21 protein-coding genes are annotated in these 21,332 nt (G+C 69.4%); 14 read left to right on the top strand and 7 right to left on the bottom strand.

Annotated elements, in window-relative coordinates:
• Nucleotides 1-84: 84 nt before the first annotated feature.
• The 8 genes from mreB to sigJ all read left to right on the top strand — a co-directional run bounded on the left by mreB (nt 85) and on the right by sigJ (nt 7,970).
• Nucleotides 85-1,113 carry a rod shape-determining protein gene (gene mreB / locus BJY22_RS34210; protein ID WP_425554054.1) on the top strand — a complete coding sequence of 343 codons (1,029 nt, stop codon included), beginning with the start codon at nt 85-87 and terminating at the stop codon, nt 1,111-1,113.
• A gap of 9 nt (nt 1,114-1,122) precedes the next feature.
• Complete coding sequence (gene mreC, locus BJY22_RS34205) at nt 1,123-2,097, top strand: rod shape-determining protein MreC (protein ID WP_167215350.1); 975 nt, start codon at nt 1,123-1,125, stop codon at nt 2,095-2,097.
• Nucleotide 2,098: 1 nt separating this feature from the next.
• The gene (gene mreD / locus BJY22_RS34200; RefSeq protein WP_167215347.1) at nt 2,099-2,635 is read left to right on the top strand and encodes a rod shape-determining protein MreD; all 537 of its coding nucleotides are present in this window, start codon (nt 2,099-2,101) and stop codon (nt 2,633-2,635) included.
• A complete protein-coding gene (gene mrdA / locus BJY22_RS34195; RefSeq protein ID WP_167215344.1) occupies nt 2,632-4,686 on the top strand; it encodes a penicillin-binding protein 2 in 2,055 nt (684 codons plus the stop codon). The genes mreD and mrdA overlap by 4 nt, the downstream gene beginning before the upstream one ends.
• Nucleotide 4,687: 1 nt before the next feature.
• Entirely contained in the window at nt 4,688-5,854 is a 1,167-nt protein-coding gene (gene rodA, locus BJY22_RS34190) for a rod shape-determining protein RodA (RefSeq protein ID WP_167215341.1), read from the top strand.
• A gap of 70 nt (nt 5,855-5,924) precedes the next feature.
• Nucleotides 5,925-6,641 (top strand): hypothetical protein, encoded by a 717-nt coding sequence (locus BJY22_RS34185; protein ID WP_167215338.1) that lies wholly within the window; start codon nt 5,925-5,927, stop codon nt 6,639-6,641.
• Nucleotides 6,642-6,708: 67 nt separating this feature from the next.
• On the top strand, nt 6,709-7,140 hold the full coding sequence (locus BJY22_RS34180; RefSeq protein ID WP_167215335.1) for a carboxymuconolactone decarboxylase family protein: 432 nt from the start codon (nt 6,709-6,711) through the stop codon (nt 7,138-7,140).
• Nucleotides 7,089-7,970 carry an RNA polymerase sigma factor SigJ gene (gene sigJ / locus BJY22_RS34175; protein WP_202891384.1) on the top strand — a complete coding sequence of 294 codons (882 nt, stop codon included), beginning with the start codon at nt 7,089-7,091 and terminating at the stop codon, nt 7,968-7,970. Before BJY22_RS34180 ends, sigJ begins: the two co-directional genes overlap by 52 nt.
• On the opposite strand, the gene BJY22_RS34170 is transcribed toward sigJ, so the two are convergent.
• Nucleotides 7,953-8,357, bottom strand: coding sequence for a DUF2000 family protein (locus BJY22_RS34170; protein ID WP_167215332.1), 405 nt, complete (start codon nt 8,355-8,357; stop codon nt 7,953-7,955). The genes sigJ and BJY22_RS34170 overlap by 18 nt on opposite strands.
• A 79-nt stretch (nt 8,358-8,436) precedes the next feature.
• On the opposite strand from BJY22_RS34170, the gene BJY22_RS34165 reads away from it, so the two are divergent.
• The 3 genes from BJY22_RS34165 to BJY22_RS34155 all read left to right on the top strand — a co-directional run bounded on the left by BJY22_RS34165 (nt 8,437) and on the right by BJY22_RS34155 (nt 11,604).
• Nucleotides 8,437-8,886, top strand: coding sequence for an Lrp/AsnC family transcriptional regulator (locus BJY22_RS34165; protein ID WP_167215329.1), 450 nt, complete (start codon nt 8,437-8,439; stop codon nt 8,884-8,886).
• Nucleotides 8,887-8,982: 96 nt separating this feature from the next.
• Nucleotides 8,983-9,729: a 3-oxoadipate enol-lactonase gene (pcaD, locus tag BJY22_RS34160; RefSeq protein ID WP_167215326.1), complete on the top strand. Its 747-nt coding sequence runs from the start codon at nt 8,983-8,985 to the stop codon at nt 9,727-9,729.
• Nucleotides 9,730-9,783: 54 nt separating this feature from the next.
• Nucleotides 9,784-11,604, top strand: a complete 1,821-nt coding sequence (locus BJY22_RS34155) for a DUF3396 domain-containing protein (protein WP_167215324.1) — start codon at nt 9,784-9,786, stop codon at nt 11,602-11,604.
• Nucleotides 11,605-11,689: 85 nt separating this feature from the next.
• On the opposite strand, the gene BJY22_RS34150 is transcribed toward BJY22_RS34155, so the two are convergent.
• Nucleotides 11,690-12,376 carry an endonuclease/exonuclease/phosphatase family protein gene (locus BJY22_RS34150; protein ID WP_167215321.1) on the bottom strand — a complete coding sequence of 229 codons (687 nt, stop codon included), beginning with the start codon at nt 12,374-12,376 and terminating at the stop codon, nt 11,690-11,692.
• 5 nt (nt 12,377-12,381) lie between these two features.
• The gene (locus BJY22_RS34145) at nt 12,382-13,050 is read right to left on the bottom strand and encodes a histidine phosphatase family protein (protein ID WP_167215318.1); all 669 of its coding nucleotides are present in this window, start codon (nt 13,048-13,050) and stop codon (nt 12,382-12,384) included.
• A 131-nt stretch (nt 13,051-13,181) separates the two neighbouring features.
• Between BJY22_RS34145 and BJY22_RS34140 the strand changes: the two genes are divergently transcribed.
• The 3 genes from BJY22_RS34140 (at nt 13,182) to BJY22_RS34130 (ending at nt 17,978) form a co-directional block, all read left to right on the top strand.
• Nucleotides 13,182-14,078, top strand: coding sequence for a MurR/RpiR family transcriptional regulator (locus BJY22_RS34140; protein ID WP_167215315.1), 897 nt, complete (start codon nt 13,182-13,184; stop codon nt 14,076-14,078).
• A gap of 219 nt (nt 14,079-14,297) precedes the next feature.
• Nucleotides 14,298-15,938 (top strand): alkaline phosphatase D family protein, encoded by a 1,641-nt coding sequence (locus tag BJY22_RS34135; RefSeq protein WP_202891383.1) that lies wholly within the window; start codon nt 14,298-14,300, stop codon nt 15,936-15,938.
• A gap of 108 nt (nt 15,939-16,046) precedes the next feature.
• The gene (locus BJY22_RS34130) at nt 16,047-17,978 is read left to right on the top strand and encodes a TIGR03960 family B12-binding radical SAM protein (RefSeq protein WP_167215312.1); all 1,932 of its coding nucleotides are present in this window, start codon (nt 16,047-16,049) and stop codon (nt 17,976-17,978) included.
• Nucleotides 17,979-18,009: 31 nt separating this feature from the next.
• Here BJY22_RS34130 and BJY22_RS34125 read toward each other — a convergent pair whose 3' ends face one another.
• From BJY22_RS34125 to BJY22_RS41240, 4 genes are read right to left on the bottom strand one after another with little or no spacing between them, the layout of a single operon-like run.
• The gene (locus BJY22_RS34125) at nt 18,010-18,387 is read right to left on the bottom strand and encodes a hypothetical protein (RefSeq protein ID WP_167215309.1); all 378 of its coding nucleotides are present in this window, start codon (nt 18,385-18,387) and stop codon (nt 18,010-18,012) included.
• 46 nt (nt 18,388-18,433) lie between these two features.
• Nucleotides 18,434-19,747 (bottom strand): HAD-IA family hydrolase, encoded by a 1,314-nt coding sequence (locus BJY22_RS42690; RefSeq protein ID WP_272954840.1) that lies wholly within the window; start codon nt 19,745-19,747, stop codon nt 18,434-18,436.
• A 5-nt stretch (nt 19,748-19,752) separates the two neighbouring features.
• Entirely contained in the window at nt 19,753-21,075 is a 1,323-nt protein-coding gene (locus BJY22_RS41245; RefSeq protein WP_202891382.1) for a M28 family metallopeptidase, read from the bottom strand.
• Nucleotides 21,076-21,079: 4 nt separating this feature from the next.
• On the bottom strand, nt 21,080-21,256 hold the full coding sequence (locus BJY22_RS41240; protein WP_202891381.1) for a hypothetical protein: 177 nt from the start codon (nt 21,254-21,256) through the stop codon (nt 21,080-21,082).
• Nucleotides 21,257-21,332: the final 76 nt, after the last annotated feature.

Genomic DNA, 21,332 nt, shown 5'->3' with positions numbered 1-21,332 from the left:
GTTCTGGGCGGACGGGTCGTGTCGGTCCACGGGCTGGGCGTGGGAGCGTTTAGCCTGGTCGGGGATCGAGTGGGAGGTGTCGCGGTGGCGAACAGCATGCTGGGCCGCGACATGGCGGTCGATCTGGGGACGGCCAACACGCTGGTGTACGTACGTGGCCGCGGTGTGGTGCTGAACGAGCCGTCCGTGGTGGCGACCCGGACGGACGAGCCGCAGGAGGCGGTGGCGTTCGGGCACGAGGCGAAGAAGATGATCGGGCGGACGCCGGGGAACATCACCGCGATCCGGCCGCTCAAGGACGGCGTGATCGCCGACTTCGACGCCGCCGAGCAGATGCTGCGGTACTTCATCCAGCGCGTGCACCGGCGGCGGTACTTCGCCAAGCCGCGGATCGTGGTCTGCGTGCCGTCCGGTATCACCGCGGTCGAGCAGCGCGCGGTCCGCGACGCCGGGTACATGGCCGGTGCCCGCAAGGTGTACATCATCGAGGAGCCGATGGCCGCCGCGCTCGGGTCGAACCTCGAGGTCCGCGACGCGACCGGCAACATGGTGGTCGACATCGGCGGCGGTACGACGGAGGTCGCGGTCATCTCGTTCGGCGGCATCGTCACCAGCCAGTCGATCCGGGTGGCCGGCGACGCCATCGACAAGGCGATCGTGAACTACTGCAAGAAGGAGTTCTCGCTGCTGCTCGGCGAGGCCACCTCGGAGCAGATCAAGATGACCATCGGGTCGGCGTTCCCGACCACCGACGGACCGGACAGCGAGATCCGCGGCCGGGACATGGTCTCCGGCCTGCCGCGCACCGTGAAGGTGTCCTCGGCCGACATGCGCCAGGCGATCGAGGAGCCGATCACCGCGATCGTCGACGCGGTCAAGGCGACGCTGGACAAGACCCCGCCGGAGCTGGCCGGTGACATCGTCGACCGCGGCATCGTGCTGACCGGCGGCGGCGCGCTGCTGAAGGGCATGGACGAGCGGCTGCGGCACGAGACCGGCATCCCGATCCACGTCGCCGAGAACCCGCTGGACGCGGTCGTGCTGGGTGCCGGCAAGTGCGTCGACAACATCGAGACCCTCAACCGCATCCTGGTCACCGACAACCGGCGCTGAGGTCCACCGATGCTCAAAGACCTCGGTAGCCCGTCGAGCCGGAGCGCTTCCACCCGGAGCGCGTCGACCCGGAGCGCGTTCCGTTCGGCGGGCGAGACGCCGCTGCGCTCGGCCGGTACGCCGCGTGAGGTCCGCCGGCGCCGGTCCGTGCTGGCGCTGGTGATCCTCGCCTGTTTCACGCTGATCGTGCTCGACGCCCGCCGTTCGGCGGGCTCGCCGGTGGAACCGCTGCGGGAGGGCGCGGCCGCCGTGTTCGGCCCGCTCGAGTCGACCGCGACCTCGGCCCGGCAGCCTGTGGACAACCTCCGCGACCGATTCGCGGAAATGGATAGGTTGAAGTCCGAGAACGAAAAACTGCAGAAGGAGAACGAGGAGCTCACCCGGCAGCTGAACACCTCCGACTACGCCCGCAACCGGGCGCTGGAGCTGGACAAGCTGCTCAAGGTGGCGCCGGCGTACACGATGACGCCGGCCCGGGTGATCGGGATCGGTGGCGCCCAGACGTTCAGCCACACGGTCACGATCGACGCCGGGACGGCGGACGGCGTGCGCGCCGACATGACGGTGCTGAACGGGGCCGGTCTGGTCGGGCGGGTGGTGCGCACCACCCAGGGGACCGCGACCGTGCTGCTGATCGGCGACCGCAGCTCGACCGTGGGCGGCCGGCTGAACTCGACGATGGCGCTCGGTTTCGTGTCCGGGCGCGGCGACGTGGCCGGCACCCTCGACTACAAGTTGGTCGACCCGAAGGCGCGGCCCAAGGTCGGCGACCGGATCGTCACCTGGGGCTCGAGCGGCAACGCGCCGTACGTGCCCGGGGTCCCGATCGGCGTCGTCACCGCGGTCAGCGGCAACGTCGGCTCCCTCGGCTCCACCGCGACCATCAAGCCGTACGTCGATCCGACCCGGATCGACACCGTCGGCGTGGTGACCGGCCCGCCGGCCCGGCCGCCCCGCCAGCAGATCACCGGAAAGGGGAACTGACGTGATCGCACTGCGTATCGGGTTGGCGGCCCTGTTCCTGATGATCGCCGTGACCGTGCAGACGTCCGTGTTGACGAACGTCGCGGTCGCGGGCGTGACGTGTGACCTGACGCTGATCGTGGTGATCGCGCTGGCGCTGTCCCGCGGTGCGGAGTGGGGCGCGATCACCGGGTTCGCCGGCGGTCTGCTGCTGGACGTCGTACCGCCCGCCGACCACACGGCCGGGCGCTGGGCGCTGTCGCTGGCGATCGCCGGGTACGTCGCCGGCCTGATCCGCCGGGAGCGGACGTCGAGCGGGCCGGTCGGGCCGCTCGGGGTGGCGCTGACGGTCGTGCTCGGTACGGCGATCTCGTTCTTCCTGTACAGCGCGACCGGCTCGCTGCTGCACGACCCGACCGTCGACTGGAGCGAGTTCGGGGTCCGCCTCGGCATCGCCGCCGGGTACGACGTGGTCGGCGCGATCGTGGTGATACCGCTGGTCATGTGGATCATGGGCCGCGTCAAACCGGCCCGCGAGCGCCGCCGGGTCGCACCATGAGCTGGGACGGGTTCGAGGCGCCGCTCAAGGCCAGGATGCGGTTGTTCGTCATCGGGGTCCTGGTCTTCTCGTTGCTGTGCACGCTGTTCGGCCGGCTCTGGTACATGCAGGTGATGTCGAACGCCGACTACACGCAGGCGGCGACCCAGCAGCACATCCGCCAGGTCCTGATCCCGGCCCCGCGCGGCACGATCGTCGACTCCCAGGGCCGGACGCTCGTCGGCAACCGGGTCTCGGTGATGATCACCGTCGACCGCTCGGTGCTCGCCAAGCTCCCGGACAGCCAGCAGAACGTCGTCCTCGCCCGTCTCGCGAAGGTCCTCGGCCAGAAGCCCAAGGACCTCAAGGCCCGCACCATGCTGTGCGGTGAGCCCGGCGCGTCCAAACCGCCCGCCTGCTGGAACGGTACGCCGTACCAGCCGATCCCGGTCGCCAAGGACGTCAGCGAGCAGGTCGCGATCGAGGTGATGGAGCGCCGCGAGGACTTCCCGGGCATCGCCGCGGACACGCAGACGCTGCGCGCGTACTCCGCGCCGTACAAGGTGAACGCCGCGCACATCCTCGGGTACCTGTCGCCGATCACCACCGAGGAGCTCGAGGACATGGACAAGGCGGGGCAGGACTCGGTCCCGCACCGGTCGGACCTGGTCGGCCGGGCCGGCGTCGAGCGCTCGTACGACAAGCTGCTGCGCGGCGCGCCCGGTCGGAAGGACGTGATCGTCGACGCGGTCGGGTACACCACCGGCGTCCAGAAGCAGACCGCTCCGGTCCCCGGCGCGACGCTGGTGACCACGATCGACGCCCGGATCCAGGCCTCGGTCGAGGCCCAGCTGCGGAACGCGATCCTGACCGCGCGCAAGCAGTACGACAAGATCACCAAGAAGAAGTACGTCGCCGACTCCGGCGCCGCGGTCGTGATGGACACCAAGACCGGCCGGATCGTGGCGATGGCCAGCTACCCGACGTACGACCCGGGGGTCTGGGTCGGCGGTATCACCCAGCGCGAGCTGGACGCGCTGTACTCCACCAAGTCGGGGACGCCGCTGGTCTCGCGTGCGCTGCAGGGCCAGCTCGCGCCGGGGTCGACGTTCAAGCCGATCACCACCGCGGCCGCGATGTCCGCCGGGTACAGCCCGAAGACGCGGCTGGACTGCTCGTCGTACTTCGAGGTCGGCAACCGCCGGTTCAAGAACTACGAGTCCGCGTCGTACGGGATGATCGGCTTCGACCAGGCGCTGGCGCTGTCCTGCGACACGTTCTTCTACCGGATCGCGTACGCGCTCTGGCTCAAGGAGGGCGGCAACTCCAGCGACGTGAACACCCGCGACCCGCTGGTCGAGATGGCGAAGAAGTTCGGGTTCGGTACGCCGTCCGGGATCGACCTGCCCGGTGAGGTGAGCGGCCGGATCGCGGACCGCCAGTGGAAGAAGACGTACTACGACGCGCAGAAGGCCTACTACTGCAAGATCGCGGAGAACCCGCCCGCCGGGACGTCGGCGTTCCTGAAGCAGTTCTCCCGGGAGTTCTGCGTCGACGGGTACAAGTACCGCGCCGGTGACGCGGTGAACTTCGCGATCGGCCAGGGTGACACCACGGTCACGCCGGTGCAGCTCGCGGCCGTCTACTCCGCCTTGTCGAACGGCGGCACCCTGTACGAGCCGCGGGTCGTGCAGTCCTGGGTCGGTGCGAACGGCAAGCCGCACGAGATCAAGCCCACCGTGAAGGCGAAGCTCCCGGTCCCGAGGAACAACCTGCGCTACATCGACAACGCGCTGAAGCAGACCGCCAAGACCGGTACGGCGGCGTGGAAGTTCCAGGGCTTCCCGCTCGACAAGATCCCGGTCCGCGCCAAGACCGGTACCGCCGAGGTCTACGGCAAGCAGACCACCTCGTGGCTGGCGTCGTACACCGATCGGTACGCCGTGGTGATGATGATCAGCCAGGCCGGTACGGGTTCGGGCGCGGGTGGTGACGCGGTCCGCAAGATCTACGAGACCTTGTACAACGTCAAGCCCGCGCCGCCGCCCGGCCCCGAGAAGCCGGAGCAGTGAGATGGCGCTGCTGACCCCGATCCGGACCCGTCCGCGGATGGACCGGCGCTCGACCATGTGGCACGTGGACTGGGTCCTGGTGTTCGGCGTCGTCGCGCTGTCGTTCCTCGGCGCGATGCTGATCTGGTCCGCGACCCACAACCGGACCTCGCTGACCGACGGCAACCCGGACGCCTACCTGATCCGGCACGCGCTGAACTTCGCGATCGGCCTGGTCCTCGCGGTCGGCGCCGCGATCACCGACCACCGCCGGGTCCGGATCCTCGCCCCGGTGCTGTACGCCGCCTCGATCGTCGGACTGATCCTGGTTCTGGTGCCCGGCGTCGGATCGACCATCAACGGCTCCCGGTCCTGGATCCAGCTGCCGTTCATGTCGATCCAGCCGAGCGAGTTCGCCAAGCTCGCGGTGATCGTCGGCATGGCGCTGCTGATCGCCGAGAAGAGCGAGACCGACCGCAACGAGGACGCCCGGACCATCGACGTCGCGCAGGCGATCGCGGTCGCCGCCGTACCGGTGGTGCTGGTGATGCTGCAGCCGGACCTTGGCACGGTGATGGTGCTCGGGTCGATCGTGTTCGGCATCATCGCGGTGTCCGGCGTACCGAAACGCTGGATGCTCGGGCTGCTCAGTGTGGGCGTGCTGATCGCGGCGATCGCGATCCAGTTGCAGGTGCTGAAGGACTACCAGATCGCCCGTTTCACCGCGTTCATGCACCCGTCGTCGGATCCGCAGGGCATCGGCTACAACGTGAACCAGGCGCGGATCGCGATCGGCAACGGCGGCGTGTTCGGGCAGGGCCTGTTCCACGGCGGCCAGACGCAGAACGCGTTCGTCCCCGAGCAGCACACCGACTTCGTGTTCACGGTCGCGGGGGAGGAGCTCGGGCTGATCGGCGCCGGCGCGATCATCGTGCTGTTCGCGATCATCCTGTTCCGCGGGCTGCGGATCGCGGTGACCGCGCGGGACGCGTTCGGCCGGCTGGTGGCGACCGGGATCGTCTGCTGGTTCGCGTTCCAGGCGTTCGAGAACATCGGCATGACGCTGGGCATCATGCCGGTCACCGGCCTGCCGCTGCCGTTCGTGTCGTACGGCGGTTCGTCGATGTTTGCCTGCCTGCTGGCCGTCGGCCTGCTGCAGAACATCCACCTGCGCTCACACCGGTACTGACTGAGGAGCCACCTGACCGGTCAGGTACGCTGCTGGCTGCTCGGCCCCGCCCAGAGCCCTCGGAAGGCCCATGACCAGGTACCTTGCGCTCGCCGCCGCCCTCGCGCTGACTCTGACCGCCTGTGGTGGTGAGGACAGGAAGGACGCCGCCCAGCCGCCCGCCGCCACGCCGTCGCAGACCCCCAGCGCGACCCCGTCGGCGCCTGCCGCACCGGTCACCCGGTCGACCACCGAGCTCACCGGCGCGCTGCTCGAGCTCGCCGACCTGCCGACCGGATTCTCCGAGGACAACGACGAGGAAGACCCGGACTCCAAGCCGTTCTCCGCGCCGACCAGCCGCTGCAAGGCGTTGGTGAAATACCTGAACGCCACCAAGGCACCAGGGTCGAAGGCCAGCGTGTCCCGCACCTTCACCGGCGGCCAGGAGGGCCCGTACATCGACTACGGCCTCGACTCGATGGGCACCGCCGACGAGGTCACCGACCTCCGCGACGCGTACGCCGAAGCGGTCGACTCGTGCACGAAGGTGTCGTTGAAGACGGAGGGCTCCGGCAACACGACCATGAAGGTCGAGGAGATCACCGCCCCGGCGTACGGCACCAAGCCCTTCGCGTTCCGCCTCACCGGCACCAGCGGTCCGAAGCGCGGTCTCGAGTACGCCGCCGTCGTCACCGGCGTCGGTGACGTGATCCTCTCCGTCGGCGTCCTGGCCGGCCAGGGCACCGAGCTCGACCCGGCCACCGAGACAGCGGTGATCAAGGCCCGGCAGGTCCTGAAGACCGCGTGACTGGTGTCACACCCCTCGTCGTCACGCCGGCGGTGGGACGGACCGTCGTGTTGGCATGGAACAACGGATGGATTTCAGCAAGGTCACTCCGGCCGCTTTCCGGGCCGTGTTCGGCGTGGAGAGCTATGCCCAGAGCAAGGTCGACCACACGCTGCTGCACCTGATCAAGGTGCGCGCGTCGATCGTCAACGAGTGCTCGTTCTGCGTGGACATGCACACCACCGACGCCCTCAAGGACGGTGAGACCACGCAGCGCCTGTTCGGTCTGGCAGCGTGGAGCGAGTCGCCGTTCTACGACGAGCGCGAGCGGGCCGCGCTGGCCCTGACCGACGCGGTCACGCTGCTCGGGCGCGGCGGCGTACCCGATGACGTGTGGGACGCCGCCGTCGCGCAGTTCGGCGACGAGGGGACCGCGCACGTACTGCTCGCGATTGGCATGATCAACCTGTGGAACCGCCTGATGATCGCGACCCGGAAACAGCCGGAGGTCGCGGCCTGACGAGCACCCTGACCGAGTTCGCGTCGGCACGCGGGATGCTCGCCGGGCTCGCGTACCGGATGCTGGGGAGCTGGCACGACGCGGAGGACGTGCTGCAGGACGCGTACGTCCGCTGGTCTGCCGCGGACCGCACCGACGTGGCCGAGCCGCGTCGCTACCTGACCCGGGTGGTGACGCGGCTGTCGGTCGACGTACTGCGAACCCGGCAGGCGCGCCGCGAGAGCTACATCGGCGAGTGGCTCCCCGAGCCGGTGCCGGCCGACACACTCGAGCTCGACGACGTGTCGCTGGCGCTCCTGCACCTGATGGAGCGGCTCACCCCACCGCAGCGCGCCGTCTACGTACTGCGGACCGCGTTCACGCTCCCGTACGACGAGATCGCCGAGATCCTCGACCGTACGCCGGACGACTGCCGGCAACTGTTCCGCCGGGCCCGGCAGGCGCTGGACGACGACCGGCCGCGTTTCCGCCCGTCCGCGACCGAGCAACGCCGCCTGCTCCTGGACTTCGTGGCGGCCGCCCGCGACGGTGACCTCGCCCGACTGGAGTCGATGCTGAAGGAGTCGGTCACGTCCTGGACCGACTCCGACGGCCGCCGCCGGGCCGCCCGCCGACCCGTCACCGGCCGCGAGAAGGTCGCCCACTTCTTCGCCCACATCTACACGCGCCCCGGCGTCACCGTCACCCCCGTCGACCTGGCCACCGGGCCCGCTGTGAAGGTCCTGGTCCGCGGCGAGCCCCACGTCCTCACGCTGCACACCGACGGCTCCGGGATCATCGCCATCCACCTGCAGGCGAACCCGGAGAAGCTGTCAGCGGTAGAGGGGTAGGGCCCCGGTCAGGGAGTCGATCGCGGAGCGCGGGCCGTAGAGCGCCAGGCCGAGGTACTGGATGTCTTCGGGCTTGGTGCCTGCGAGTGTGGAGGACATCTGGTCGTAGGTCCGGGCCTGCTGGGCCACCTGGTGCATGTCGTGGACGGTGACCTCGGGCCGCGCGGCGGCCTGGGCCCGGAGTGCGCCCAGGTCGTCCGAGCGGAGGATGGGGATCGGGTACGCGCACATACCGGTGTGCGGTGTCCCGTCAGCGTCGGCCGTGTCGGGCCCGACGGTGTCGTCGTGGTGGCGTCCGAGGCCGACGCCGAGCAGGGCGGCGGTGTTGAGGGCGACGCCGATCGGCGCGTCGGTCGCGATGATCACGACCATCTTGTTCGTCAGCACGGCGGTCACGTTAGCGTTCTGGCCGGGCGTTCCCGCATTCTTCCGAACATCGTTCGGTGGATCTGCGAAACTGGCCGACATGGACGAACTTGATACGGCGCTCCTGCGGATGCTGCAGAACGACGCCCGCCGGACGAACCGGGACATGGCGGCCGAGCTCAAGATCGCGCCGTCGACCTGCCTGGAGCGGATCCGCGGCCTGCGCGATCGCGGCGTGATCAGCGGGTACCACGCGGCGGTCGACCTGCAGGCGATCGACCGGTCGACCCAGGCGATCATCTCGATCAAGCTCCGGCCGCAGGCGATGGCCGTCGCGACCGCGTTCCAGGCGTACGTGATGGACCTGCCGCAGACGCTCGACATGTTCATGGTCTCGGGCGGCTCCGACTTCCTCGCGCACGTCGCCGTCAAGGACACCCAGGCCCTCCGGGACCTGGTCCTCGCCCTCGCGAAGCGCCAGGAGATCGCCGACATCCGCAGTTCGGTCGTCTTCGAGCACCACCGCCGCACGACGATCATGCCGCTCTGACTCCACGTCTGCGACAAGCGCCGGGGTCTGGGAACACGCCGTGGCTTGTTCAGCGACCCCAGGGCTTGTCGTCAACGCTTTACGTAGGGTGGGGGTATGCGACTCAACTACGTGGAGACAGGTTCGGCCGATGCGCCCGTAGTACTGCTCGGGTCGTCGCTGGGTGCGGATCAGCGGATGTGGGCGCCGCAGGTCGACGTACTCGCGCAGCGGTTCCGGGTGGTGGCGTTCGATCACCGCGGGCACGGCGGATCGGAGGCGCCCGACGGGCCGTACACGATCGACGACCTCGGTGGCGACGTCGTCGAGTTGCTGGACACGCTGGAGGTCGAGCAGGCGTCGTACGTCGGAATCTCGCTCGGCGGCGCAGTGGGCCTGTGGCTCGCGCAGAACGCACCGGACCGCTTCCACCGCTTCGCGCTGATCTGCCCACCGTCGAACCCGGCCGCGGACCCGCAGCTGTGGATCGACCGGGCCGCCCAGGTGCGTGCCGAAGGCACCCAGTCGATCACCGACGCGACCCTCGGCCGCTGGTTCCTCCCGGACTTCAAGGAGGACCTCGACCCCATCCGCGAGATGCTGCTCGACTGCCCCGACGAGGGCTACGCCGCCTGCTGCGAGGCCCTCAGCACCACCAACCTCCTCCCCGGCCTCTCCACGATCACCGCCCCGGTCCTCCTGATCACGGCCGACTCCGACAAGTCCGTCCCGCCGGAGACCGTCGTACCCCTGGCAAGCCAGATCCCCGGCGCCCACCTCGAAATCATCGAGAACGCCGCCCACCTGGTCACCTACTCCCACCCGGACATCGTCAACCCCTTGCTGCTCGCGCACCTCGGCTGAGGACTGTCCGCCGCTGCCGCTACGCTCCCACCCACATCAGCGAGGGAGGCCACGGTGGGGCGTTGGGCGACGTACATGATCGGGCGTGAGCATGAGGATCCACCCGCGGCGTATGCCCGGCACAGCAAGACCGTCCCGGGCTGGGTCTGGTGGGAACTCCCGCTGGCCAGGGGCGGCGACTGGGATCCCGGTCCCGGTCATGCTGTCGTCGCGCACATCTTCGACAGCGACGTTGCGGACATCAGCGGCCTGGTCGCCGGCGAGCGCGCCTGGAGATGGGTGTACGGCGAGGCCACGCTGGCCGCGTTCGAGGAGCGGCCTGTCGACGCTCTCGAGCTTGAGGACAGCCTGCCCGGACGGGCCGAGGAAACGACGCACCTGATCCAGGCCTGGGCCATGGAGGCCGGTTTGCCGGAGGTCGACGCACCGGCGTTGGCAGCGATCCTCCAATGCGGCTACACCTTCGCCGAAGAAGGCGTCCGCGAGGTACTGGAGGCACTCGGCATCGTCGCCGACGACAGTGCGGTGGAACATCAGGACCTCGATCCCACGGTCGACGCCGACGGCCGTCCGTTCGGCGAGCCGCGACCAACCGAGCCTTCTCCTGGAGGACCCACGATGGCCGGAGTCCTCGCGGCGGCGATCGACCACAGCTCCGACGCGTGGCGCGGGCTGGTCGCTGAGTTCTGGCTGGACACCTTCGGCGAGCCGCCCGCACTGGTCGCGCTCGACGGGACCGTGTTCGTCGCCTTCGATCCGCCGATCATGCTGAGCAGCTACGGCCGCGACACCGAGCGGACCTGGGTGTCCGAACACCTCGGAGTGGACTGGGTGGAGGTGCCGTCGCAGTACGCTGGTGGTCTCCTGGAAGCAGTCGCCTGGGCCCGCGCGAATGTCGGCGTACAAGGCCGTCCGGCGGACGAGCATCGACTGCGGCTGAACGTCGAAGTATCACCGGACTATCTGGACGGACTCGCGGCGCGGGACGACTTCGCCGACCACACCAGGAGCCAGGGGTGGCAGCACTCGATCGCCGATCCATTGCACGTCGGGATCGAACTCGCAATGGGTGCGGACCTGCTGGCCCGTGTCGATGAGGTCGCGGACTGGCTTGATCACGCGCGCGATCTGCTCCTGACACCAGTGACGGCGGCCTACGCCGAGCGGGGCGGGACGGTGCATCTCGGCGACGGTGCCGTGCCTGGGTACGCGCTCGTTCCGACACTGGTCTACAAGTCGGCACGTGGGCGCCACGCGAATGCCGCCGCGGACGACAAGGCCTGGCGCCGGGTGCAGCGGCGCCTGCGGGCGGGGGAGCTGACGTCGATCAAGGTCACGTGCGGGGTGGCGAACGGCTTCGGGCAGATGCGCGGAATCGATCCGTGGGGCGACCTGCTGATCGGTGCGCAGCTCGCCGCGGATCAGCGGCTGTACAGCTTGCCCGCGCATCTGACCGTCAAGATCTCCGATCCGCTGCGCTCATTCGTCCCAGGACCATTCGTCGGCGAACTGGTCGGCCGTGCGGTCGAGACGTTGCCGGTTGTCGGCGGCTGGGTCGACGCCGCGCGGCGGTTGTACCTGGGCGACGGTCAGTCGCGGTACGAATCGCTCGCTGGGACGTCCTCCCTTGTACGGCGGGATCCGCGCACCAGCGTCCGCGGGCCGGCCTGGCGGATCCTGCTCGGGCCGGAACATCTCCGGTTGCTCGGGGGACGAGGCGCGCTGGAGGCGTCTGGAGTGTTCACCGAGTTCAGCGAGGTCGGTCAGCTCCTGATGGTGCAGTGCGGTGATCAGCCGGTGGACTGCACGTGGGAGCGCCGGGACGCGATGGTCGGTGTACTGGCATCTGTGCTACCGCCGAAGCCCGATCGCTGATGGTCCGGGGCAGGGCGCGGTTCGGCTGGTGCATGCTCTGTTGCTGTCTGGAACTGCTGACGACTGCCGGGCACGGGCGGGAGTCTCAGGTGAAGGTGGCCCAGACCGGGAAGTGGTCGGATGCCGGCACGAGGTCGTCGCCCGCGTGGACCTGACACGACCGGAGCCGGTCGGCGAGGGACTCGCCGGCGAAGATGAAGTCGATGCGCCAGGCCGGGGTGTCGGTCGGATGGGTGAGTCCGTCCTGTCCCGGGTTCACCGTGGCGTAGCAGTCGATGAAGCCGTCGTCGAGGATCCGCGTGACCGGTGCGGACGGGTTCGTCGTGTTGAAGTCGCCGACCAGGATGCGGTGCTGGTCCGGACGTGAACGGACGACGTCGAGGAGCGCCTCGACCTCGATGAGACGGCGGATCTCCCGATCCTGCCGGAGCAGCGGCGTCAGATGGGTCGCGAACAGCTGTAGCGGCTGCCCGTCCCAGTCGATGTCGAGCTCGAGAAGGGTCTTCGAGAGCACCGGGTGCCGGTGGTTGTGGTGTCCCAGGATCGGCCGGCGGGTGATCCAGGCGATGTGGAACGGATTGTTCGCGTGGCCGAAGACGATGTCGTACCCAAGCTCCCGCGCGAGCCATTCGGCGTTCGACCGGCTGTTGGCCTCGACGATCGCGGCCGCGTCGGGCTTCAGCTCCCGCAGGATGGCGGCGATGGACTCGAGACGGCCATGACCGCCGTCCTGGATGTTGTACGACGCGATGCGCAGCACTGACTCCTCCACGGGGATCACGGTCGGGCTCCGAACGAATGGAGGGTCCATTCACCGTCGGCGCCGGTGTGCAGTTCGGTGATCGATCCAGGCGCCGGCTGCACCCGTCCGATGGCCACCGGTGCTCCTTCGAGGGTCAGATGGATGAGCGAACGGATCACGACCGAGTGGGTCACGACGACCACGGTGCGCTCCGGATGGCTGCCGACCACCCGGTCCCGTGCCCGCGTCACCCGGTCCGCGACCTCCGCGAGCGACTCCCCGTCGGGCGGAGCGGCACTCAGGAAACGGAGCCATCGCGAGGCGGCCTCCGGATACCGCTCCCGCACCTGGGTGAAGGTGAGTCCCTCCCATCGCCCGAAGTCGCACTCCCGCCAGTCGTCGTCCTCGTGGACCTCGACGCCCAGTTCCGTGGCGATCACCTCGGCGGTCTGCAGGGTGCGGATCATCGGCGACGCGACGACGGCCACCGCACCGGCGGACGCCAGTGCCGCCGCCGCCTGCAGCGCGTCCTGGCGGCCGGACGCGTTCAGGGGTGGGCCGGGAACGCCGCCACCACTGCACATCCGGGCGTCGGTCATTGCGGTGTGACCGTGGCGCACCACGATGAGCCGCGTCGGTGGCGGCGCCGCGGCCATGGCGTGTGCGCCGGCGTCGCGGCCGGTGTCTTCTCGTGTCAGGTTCATCGGTCGTCTCCGGGGTCAGCCGTGGGGCGCCGTGAGCTCGGGGGAGCTGCGTACGGCGTGCCGGGTCCGGGTGTGCGTGCCCGGACCCGTCGCGATGGTCTACGTTCGACGCGTGATCGAGGAGGGCTCCCATGACGGCTGAGCGCCATCGGCCGGCGCCCCGTGGCGCCGCGTTCCTGACCCACGTCCAGGCCGTTCTCGAGGGGATGCCGAGGGCCCAGCAGCGCCTCGGGCGGTTCGCCGTCGAACATCCCATCGCCGCCGCCCAGATGACGATCACGGAGCTGGCCGACAGCCTCGGCACGTCGCCGGCCACCGTGACACGCTTCTACCGTGCGCTCGGTCTGAGCAGCTACTCCCAGCTGCGGCTGGAGTTGGCCACCGCCGCCGAGGACCGGGGCCGAGCCGGACGCGACGAGCTCAGCGGCGACATCCACGCCGACGACAGCCTCGGGACGATCATCGAGAAGATGACGGCGGCGTACGCCCAGATGATCATCGAGTCGGGCCGCTTCCTCGACGCCGGGGACCTGGAGCGGGTCGCCCGGGCCATCCTCGCCGCGCGCCAGGTGCGCATCTTCGGCATGGGTGGCGCAGGGTCCGTGGCGCGGTACCTCCAGGGGAAGCTCCGCAGTCTGGGAGTCCCGGCGATCGCGTTCCGCGACCCGCGCGAGGCCGTCATCGACATGGCGAACGCCGAAGCCGGGGACGTCTTCCTCGTGATCTCGCAGAGCGGCGCCGCCGAGGATGCCGAGCACGTCCTGGCCGAGGCCGTCGCGCGCGAGGCGCTGACGGTTGCCCTGACGAGTGATCCCGGGTCCTCGATCGGCGGCCGGGCGGACATCGTGCTGCGCAGCGTGGTGCGGGAGGAGACGCTCCGCACCGGCGTTCTGAGCACGCGTCACGTGGAGATGTGGTTGGCCGACTGTCTGTCGGCCGCGGTCCTGGTGTGCCGGTTCGACGAGTCCAGAACCGCGCTGACCCGGGTGAACGAGGCGCTCGGCCGCGTGCGCCGTTCGGCTCGCTGAGTCGCGCCGGACGCCGGCAGCGAGCCCGGTGGTCAGCGGTTCGGTGAACGGCGGCTTGCTCATAGACGAAAATTTATACCCTATTTTCTCGGGTTCTGCCGAAAGTTATTGACTCCTTCGGCGGGCTCTGAGAGCGTGAACGCGCCGTTCACGGTGGCCACGTCCGCAGTCGTCCCGGCCGCCGGAGACCGCGGTACTGCCGCGAGAGAGAGGACGCCTGTGACTGACGAACTGCAGGGCCCGGTGACATTCGTTCCGGCCGACCGGCGAGCGAACGCGGCGAAGCGCCGCCAACTGTCCCGTCGGATGTTCATCGGAGCATCGCTGGCTGTCGCCGGCGGGGCCGGCGTGAGCGGTCTTGTTGCCTCCTCCGCGACCGCCGCGGTACCCACCACGTCCGCCTCCGATCCGTACCCCTTCACGCTCGGGGTCGCGTCGGGTGAGCCGACGAGCACCGGAATCCTCCTGTGGACCCGCCTCGCGATCGATCCGATCGCCGAGGACGGCAGCGGCGGGATGCCGCAGCGCGCCTTCGAGGTGCAGTGGGAGCTGGCCGCGGACCCTCGGTTCAACCGGGTCGTCCGGCGAGGCACCACCGCAGCGGATCCCCGATGGGGGCACAGCATCCACCTCGAGGTCGACGGACTCGAACCCGCCCGTGAGTACTGGTACCGCTTCCGTGCCTTCGGTCATGTGTCGCCCACCGCTCGGACGAGAACCCTCCCTCCGCCGAACAGCGACGAGCCGTGCCGGGCGATCGCGGTGTCCTGCAGCCACTACGAGGGCGGCTACTTCGAGGCATACCGGCACGCGGCCGAGGAACTGCCGGACGTGGTCCTCGAGCTCGGCGACTACATCTACGAGGGCGCAGGGGTCGCCGGCCGCTTTCGGGTGCACCCCGGCTCCACCTGTCTGACCCTGGGCGACTACCGCCGTCGCTACGCGCTCTACAAGTCCGAGCCGCAGTTGCAGCAGCTCCACCAGACCGCGCCGTGGCTGGTCACCTGGGACGACCACGAGATCCAGGACAACTGGGCCGGGCTCTACCCCCGAGACGGGGTGCCGACCGATGCCTGGCGGGTCCGCCGTGCCGCCGCGATCCAGGCCTATTGGGAGAACATGCCGCTGCGTCCGTCGGCACTGCGCCCCGACGGTGAGCTCCAGCTGTTCCGCCGGTTCGACTGGGGTCGCACGGCCACGTTCCACGTGCTCGACACCCGGCAGTATCGCGATCTGCAGGCCCACAACGACGGCGGACGCACCTGGTGGTTCGCCGACGGTCCCGTCCAGGCCGACCCCACCCGGACCATCCTGGGGGACCGCCAGGAGTCCTGGCTGCTGGACGGTTTCCAGGGGCGTGCCGACGCCTGGCATCTGATGGCGCAGGGCGTCTTCTTCGCCAAGCGCGACATCACCGCCGGCTCTGTGACCACCGTCGGATCGGACGGCTGGGACGGGTACCAGGCCGACCGCAACGCACTGGTCCAGGGCTGGCAGGACGCCGGCGTCAGCAACGCGGTCGTGCTCACCGGCGACGTGCACCTGCACTTCGCCAACGAGCTCAAGGCCGACTTCCACGACCCGGACTCGGCGACGGTCGGGGTCGAGCTGGTGACGACCTCGGTGTCGAGCAACGGCGACGGCTCGGACACGGTCAACGGCGGCCCGACCGTCCTGGCAGAGAACCCGCACATCAAGTACATCCAGAACCGCCGCGGCTACGTGTCCATGGCGATCACGAAGCAGGAGCTGACCGCGGACTTCAAAGTTCTGCCGTACGTCACCCGGCTCGGCGCGCCCATCGGCATCGGCCGTCGGTTCGTCGTCCCGGCCGGCGCGCCGCAGCTGCTCCCCGCCTGACAGAGGACGCGGCATCGTCCGGAGGCCGAGCGATTCTGACGCGCGACCGGTCGCGGTTACCCTGGTAGACGCTCGTTTTCCCGACCCGGACGGACATCCTTTCTCGCTATGACTGTCGAATCGCTGTTCCCGCGCCTGGAGGCGTTGCTGCCGAGCGTGCAGAAGCCGATCCAGTACGTCGGTGGTGAACTGAACTCGGTCAGCAAGGAGTGGGACGCGGTCAGTGTGCGCTGGGCGCTGATGTACCCGGACGCGTACGAGGTCGGCCTGCCGAACCAGGGTGTCCAGATCCTGTACGAGGTGCTGAACGAGCGCGACCACATCCTGGCCGAGCGGACGTACTCCGTCTGGCCGGACATGGAGAAGGTGATGCGGGACCACCAGATCCCGCAGTTCACGCTGGACAGCCACCGGCCGGTCCGGGCGTTCGACGTGTTCGGGCTGTCGTTCTCGACCGAGCTCGGGTACACGAACATGCTGACCGCGCTGGACCTGGCCGGTATCCCGTTGCACGCCGTCGACCGGACCGACGAGGACCCGATCGTGCTGGCCGGCGGTCACGCCGCGTTCAATCCGGAGCCGATCGCGGACTTCGTCGACGCCGCGGTGATGGGCGACGGCGAGGAGATCGTGCTCGCGATCTCCGAGGTGATCCGGGAGTGGAAGGACGAGGGCCGCCCGGGCGGTCGCGACGAGGTGCTGCTGCGGCTGGCGAAGTCCGGCGGCGTGTACATCCCGAAGTTCTTCACCGTCGACTACCTGCCGGACGGCCGGATCCAGCGCGTGACCCCGAACCGTCCCGGCGTACCGTGGCGGACCGCGAAGCACACGGTCATGGACCTCGACGCGTGGCCGTACCCGAAGAAGCCGCTGGTGCCGCTCGCCGAGACCGTGCACGAGCGGTACTCCGTGGAGATCTTCCGCGGCTGTACGCGCGGCTGCCGGTTCTGCCAGGCGGGCATGATCACCCGCCCGGTGCGCGAGCGCAGTATCACCACGATCGGCGACATGGTCGAGAACGGCCTGCAGCAGTCCGGGTTCGAGGAGGTCGGCCTGCTGAGCCTGTCGTCGGCCGACCACAGCGAGATCGCGGACGTCGCGAAGGGCCTGGGGGACCGGTACGAGGGCAGCAACGTGTCGCTCTCGTTGCCCTCGACAAGGGTCGACGCGTTCAACATCACGCTGGCCAACGAGTTCTCGCGGAACGGCCGGCGCAGCGGTCTGACGTTCGCGCCCGAGGGCGGGTCGGACCGGATGCGCAAGGTGATCAACAAGATGGTCACCGAGGAGGATCTGATCCGGACCGTCGCGGCGGCGTACAGCCACGGCTGGCGGCAGGTGAAGCTGTACTTCATGTGCGGTCTGCCGACCGAGACCGACGAGGACGTGCTGGCGATCGCCGACCTCGCCAAGCGCGTGATCGCGACCGGCCGTGAGGTGTCCGGCCGCAACGACATCCGGTGCACCGTGTCGATCGGCGGGTTCGTGCCGAAGCCGCACACGCCCTTCCAGTGGGCCTCGCAGTTGGGTGTCGAGGAGACCGACGCCCGGCTGGCCAAGCTCGGTGCCGCGATCCGCTCGGAGAAGAAGTACGCCAAGGCGATCGGTTTCCGGTACCACGACGGCAAGCCCGGCATCATCGAGGGACTGCTGTCCCGCGGCGACCGGCGCGTCGGCCGGGTGATCGAGGCGGTCTGGCGCGACGGCGGCCGGTTCGACGGCTGGAGCGAGCACTTCTCGTACGAGCGCTGGATCGAGTGCACCGAGAAGGCACTCGCGGACGAGCCGGTCGACCTCGCCTGGTACACGACGCGGGAGCGCGAGTACGCCGAAGTACTGCCGTGGGACCACCTGGACTCGGGGCTGGACCGCGACTGGCTGTGGGAGGACTGGCAGGACTCGCTCGAGGAGGACGGCGCGATCGAGGTCGAGGACTGCCGCTGGACCCCGTGCTTCGACTGCGGCGTCTGCCCGCAGATGGGCACCGAGATCCAGATCGGCCCGACCGGCAAGAAGCTCCTGCCGCTGTCCGTGGTGTGACGTGTGGGGGCCGCTCAGGCCCCCACGACGCCTAGTTGCAGTGGTAGGTGGGGTTCGGGGTCGTCTCGGTCTGGTCCTGCCAGTGGGCTACGCCGATGTAGTACCCGCAGCCGGTGCCGCCGTCGAACCAGGCGCCGCCGCCGGAGTACGCGGGCGCCTCCGCGACGGTGGTGAACGGACCGCTCGCGCTGTCGCCCTTCTGCAGCTCGACCCAGACCTCGGTCACGCTGTTCGAGCAGCCTTCCAGGCCCACAGCGACGTACAGCATGTTCGCGCTGTAGCCGACCGACCTCCCCGTGACCAGGTCACACGCCGCCGTCTGAGCCGTCGATGCCTGTGCCGGTGCCGCGACCGTCAAGCCGGCCGCTGCCGCCGCGGTCGCTGCCACCGCGCCTAGGAGTTTCCGCATCTGATCACCCTCCAGTTGGAAACCTACAGAGAGTCAGCAGATTAGGTCACTCAGTTACGAGCGTCGACCCTTTCGACCCCGCCGAAAGAAGCAGTTCGCTGAGCAAAATCTCGTCAGCGCTGCCCAGAACCAGGTCGGCGCCCCCGACCGCGGCCTGGCTGACGAACGGATTCGGTACGGCGACCGCGTACATCCCGGCCGCCTGCGCCGCCGCGACGCCGTGGGGCGTGTCCTCGACGGCGATCGCGGCTACCCCCGGTACGCCGAGACGCTGCAGGGCGAGGTCGTAGATCGCCGGATCGGGTTTGTGGGCGCTGACCTCGTCGCCGGTGACGACGTGGTCGAAGAGGTGGACGGCGTCGACCCGTTCGAGATGACCGGCGACCCAGGTCCGCGGGGAGCTGCTGGCGATCGCGACCTGGAGACCCAGCTCCCGCGCGGTCGTGATCCAGTCGAGGATGCCCGGCCGGAAGTCGAGCTCGGCGTGCAGCCGTTCGCGGTGAGCGAGGCGCCGGGCGTGGCTCTGGCTGCGGTCGAACCCGTCGCCGACGGCCGCGGCGAGGACGGCGTACCGCTCCTCGGTGATGTCGCCGCCGTGGCCGGGCCAGAAGTCGTCCAGGTCGAGTTCCAGGCCGTGGTGGGCCCATTCGGCCTGCCAGCTCTCGACCAGAGTCGTCTCGGTGTCCATCAGCAGACCGTCGAAGTCGAACACGATCGCGCGGACGTCGACCGGCAGGAGCCGCGCCGCGAGCCGGTGGATGCGGGCCGGGCTCAACCCGAGTGATGTCAGGTAGGCGTGGATTCCGCCCAGCGCGTCAATGTGCTCGAGCGATCCGAGGATCGTCTCCGGCCGGGTCCGTGTGAACTCCGGTCCGTCCTGCAGGCCCAGCTTGTTCTCACTGATCGCGTAGTCGGCGGCGATCTGGTCGCGCGGTACGCCGACGAGTTCGAGCAGCAGAGCGACCGTCAGACCCGTCCGGTCCTTGCCCGCCTTGCAGTGCACCACGACCGGCCGGTCCGCCGGCGCATCGGCGATCGCGGTGAAGATCCGGCCGATGTGCGCGGCGTTGCGGGTCAGGCTGTTGCGGTAGACATCGAGCAGCCGCGGCTCGTCCTCGGGGACCCGGCGCGCCTCGGCCGCCGGATCGATCCACGGGATCCGCTGGTACTCCGGTGCGCCGTCGAGCGGATGTCGTTGCTTCAGCTCCCAATCGGAGCGCAGATCGAGCACCAGCCCCGCCTCACGCAACTCGTCCTCGGCGGCCGTCGGGAACTCACAACGAAGCAGAGCCCCCGCGCGCGTCGGCACCCCGTACCGGGTCGGAAGTCCGCCAACGTCACGCGCATTCGGGCTCCACATACCTGTCAGCTTAGGACAACACCTCCTAGCGACTCGAAGTCGTGCCAGGTTCCGTCGTAGGCCTTATGGCGCAGGGCGGAGTCCATTCCGACGGTGAACACATCCAGACGGCCCGGTCCCCAGGAGACGACGGAGCCTGCTGGTTGTGGGCGGCGGGCGGTGACGGGTTCCAGCCAGCCGGCGAGTGCGGCGACGTTCATCCGGAGGATCTCCGCGGCCAGTGACCAGTCGATGAAGTTCAGGGTGTCGTTGGCCGAGTGGATGTGACCGTTGGCACTGTCCGCGCCCTCGATCGTCAGCACCGCGGGCATCCCGGCGGTGATGAACGGCACGTGGTCGCTGGCGAACGGGTTCAGCGAGGTCTCGACCTTCAGCCCGGTGTACGTCGCCGCGGCGGTCGCCAGCGCACTCATCTGCGGAGACGAGACCGGAGCACCCTCCAGCAGGACCGTCGGCGTCGCGGTGTTCCTGGTCGCGATCATGTCCATGTTCAGCACCGCGCGCACGCGGGCCCGCTCGGCCGGCGGCAGCGTGGCGACGTACTGCTTGCTGCCGAACAGGCCCTCCTCCTCGCCGCCGAAGAGGATCAACCTGATGTCGTTCTTCCACAATCGGGTTGTCAACAATCGACCGAGCTCGAGGACCCCGGCCGAACCGCTGCCGTTGTCGTCGGCACCGGGCGCCGCCGCGGCCGGACCGCCGGTGAGATTGATCGAATCGAGGTGCGCGGTGACGATCACCAGACCGCGATCGGATCCGGCGCCGGTCCGGTCGCCGATCAGGTTCGCCGACTGTCCCGCGCCGACGGTGACCGGCGTCCGCGACGTCTGGTAGCCGAGGGCAATCATCCGGTCGGCGGCGAAGTCCATCGCCTGCGTGAACGTCGTACTCAGCGAATGCCTGGTCGGCAGGCTCGCCAGCCAGGTGAGGTCGCTCTGGTACGACGACGCCGACACGTCGGCCACCAGACCCGAGATGGTCGGGTCGACCCGCGCACTGGTGACAACTGGATTGTCGACAATCGTCGTCCCGGGGCGCAGGGTGTCGATCCGCCAGCAGTGGTTGGAGCGACGGCGGGGTCTGTCGGCGGACGAGATCACCAGGTGCCGGCCGCGATCGAGCAGCGGCGTGACGTCGGGGTACTCGTCCTGGAAACTCCGGCCCACCTGCGTGACGAGCAGCAGGCCGGGAACGGTCCGGGATGCGCGGCCGAGCCGCTGGCCGGCCGGCACCCAGAGAATGGTCTTCTCGCCGAACCGTGCCGACCGCGCGTCATCGGCGGCATTCGCGGTCGGTACGACGAGATAGCGCACAGGTCCACTGGTCATGGGCTCACTCCTGCCAGGCGATCTCGAGACGGTCGGGGGTGGAGCTGACGATCCGGCCGCTGCCGCCCTGGCCGCGGGCGAGCCGGCCGGTGGCATCCCAGCGGCCCGCGGCGCGAGCCTCCGGGGCGTCGCCGCGACCGATCGCGTACTCCACCAACGTGCCGTCCGGGCGGAACTCCACCCCCCGCCGGCCACGGGCCGGCGGGAAGGCGAAGTCGTCGCGGCGATAGACGCTGATTCCTTCGTGGTCCTCCTCG

It is taken from the genome of Kribbella shirazensis, assembly GCF_011761605.1.
In the GTDB taxonomy this organism is placed as follows: domain Bacteria; phylum Actinomycetota; class Actinomycetes; order Propionibacteriales; family Kribbellaceae; genus Kribbella; species Kribbella shirazensis.
Note: the sequence above shows the minus strand (reverse complement) of the source record. Positions and strands in the feature narration are given on the sequence as shown.

What these genes read in the sequence shown, in the direction of transcription:
- mreC (WP_167215350.1), top strand. Translation starts at nt 1,123, where the DNA reads ATGCTCAAAGACCTCGGTAGCCCGTCGAGCCGGAGCGCTTCCACCCGG.
- mrdA (WP_167215344.1), top strand. Translation starts at nt 2,632, where the DNA reads ATGAGCTGGGACGGGTTCGAGGCGCCGCTCAAGGCCAGGATGCGGTTG.
- rodA (WP_167215341.1), top strand. Translation starts at nt 4,688, where the DNA reads ATGGCGCTGCTGACCCCGATCCGGACCCGTCCGCGGATGGACCGGCGC.
- BJY22_RS34185 (WP_167215338.1), top strand. Translation starts at nt 5,925, where the DNA reads ATGACCAGGTACCTTGCGCTCGCCGCCGCCCTCGCGCTGACTCTGACC.
- BJY22_RS34180 (WP_167215335.1), top strand. Translation starts at nt 6,709, where the DNA reads ATGGATTTCAGCAAGGTCACTCCGGCCGCTTTCCGGGCCGTGTTCGGC.
- BJY22_RS34165 (WP_167215329.1), top strand. Translation starts at nt 8,437, where the DNA reads ATGGACGAACTTGATACGGCGCTCCTGCGGATGCTGCAGAACGACGCC.
- pcaD (WP_167215326.1), top strand. Translation starts at nt 8,983, where the DNA reads ATGCGACTCAACTACGTGGAGACAGGTTCGGCCGATGCGCCCGTAGTA.
- BJY22_RS34145 (WP_167215318.1), bottom strand. Translation starts at nt 13,050, where the DNA reads ATGAACCTGACACGAGAAGACACCGGCCGCGACGCCGGCGCACACGCC.
- BJY22_RS34140 (WP_167215315.1), top strand. Translation starts at nt 13,182, where the DNA reads ATGACGGCTGAGCGCCATCGGCCGGCGCCCCGTGGCGCCGCGTTCCTG.
- BJY22_RS34130 (WP_167215312.1), top strand. Translation starts at nt 16,047, where the DNA reads ATGACTGTCGAATCGCTGTTCCCGCGCCTGGAGGCGTTGCTGCCGAGC.
- BJY22_RS34125 (WP_167215309.1), bottom strand. Translation starts at nt 18,387, where the DNA reads ATGCGGAAACTCCTAGGCGCGGTGGCAGCGACCGCGGCGGCAGCGGCC.
- BJY22_RS42690 (WP_272954840.1), bottom strand. Translation starts at nt 19,747, where the DNA reads ATGTGGAGCCCGAATGCGCGTGACGTTGGCGGACTTCCGACCCGGTAC.
- BJY22_RS41245 (WP_202891382.1), bottom strand. Translation starts at nt 21,075, where the DNA reads ATGACCAGTGGACCTGTGCGCTATCTCGTCGTACCGACCGCGAATGCC.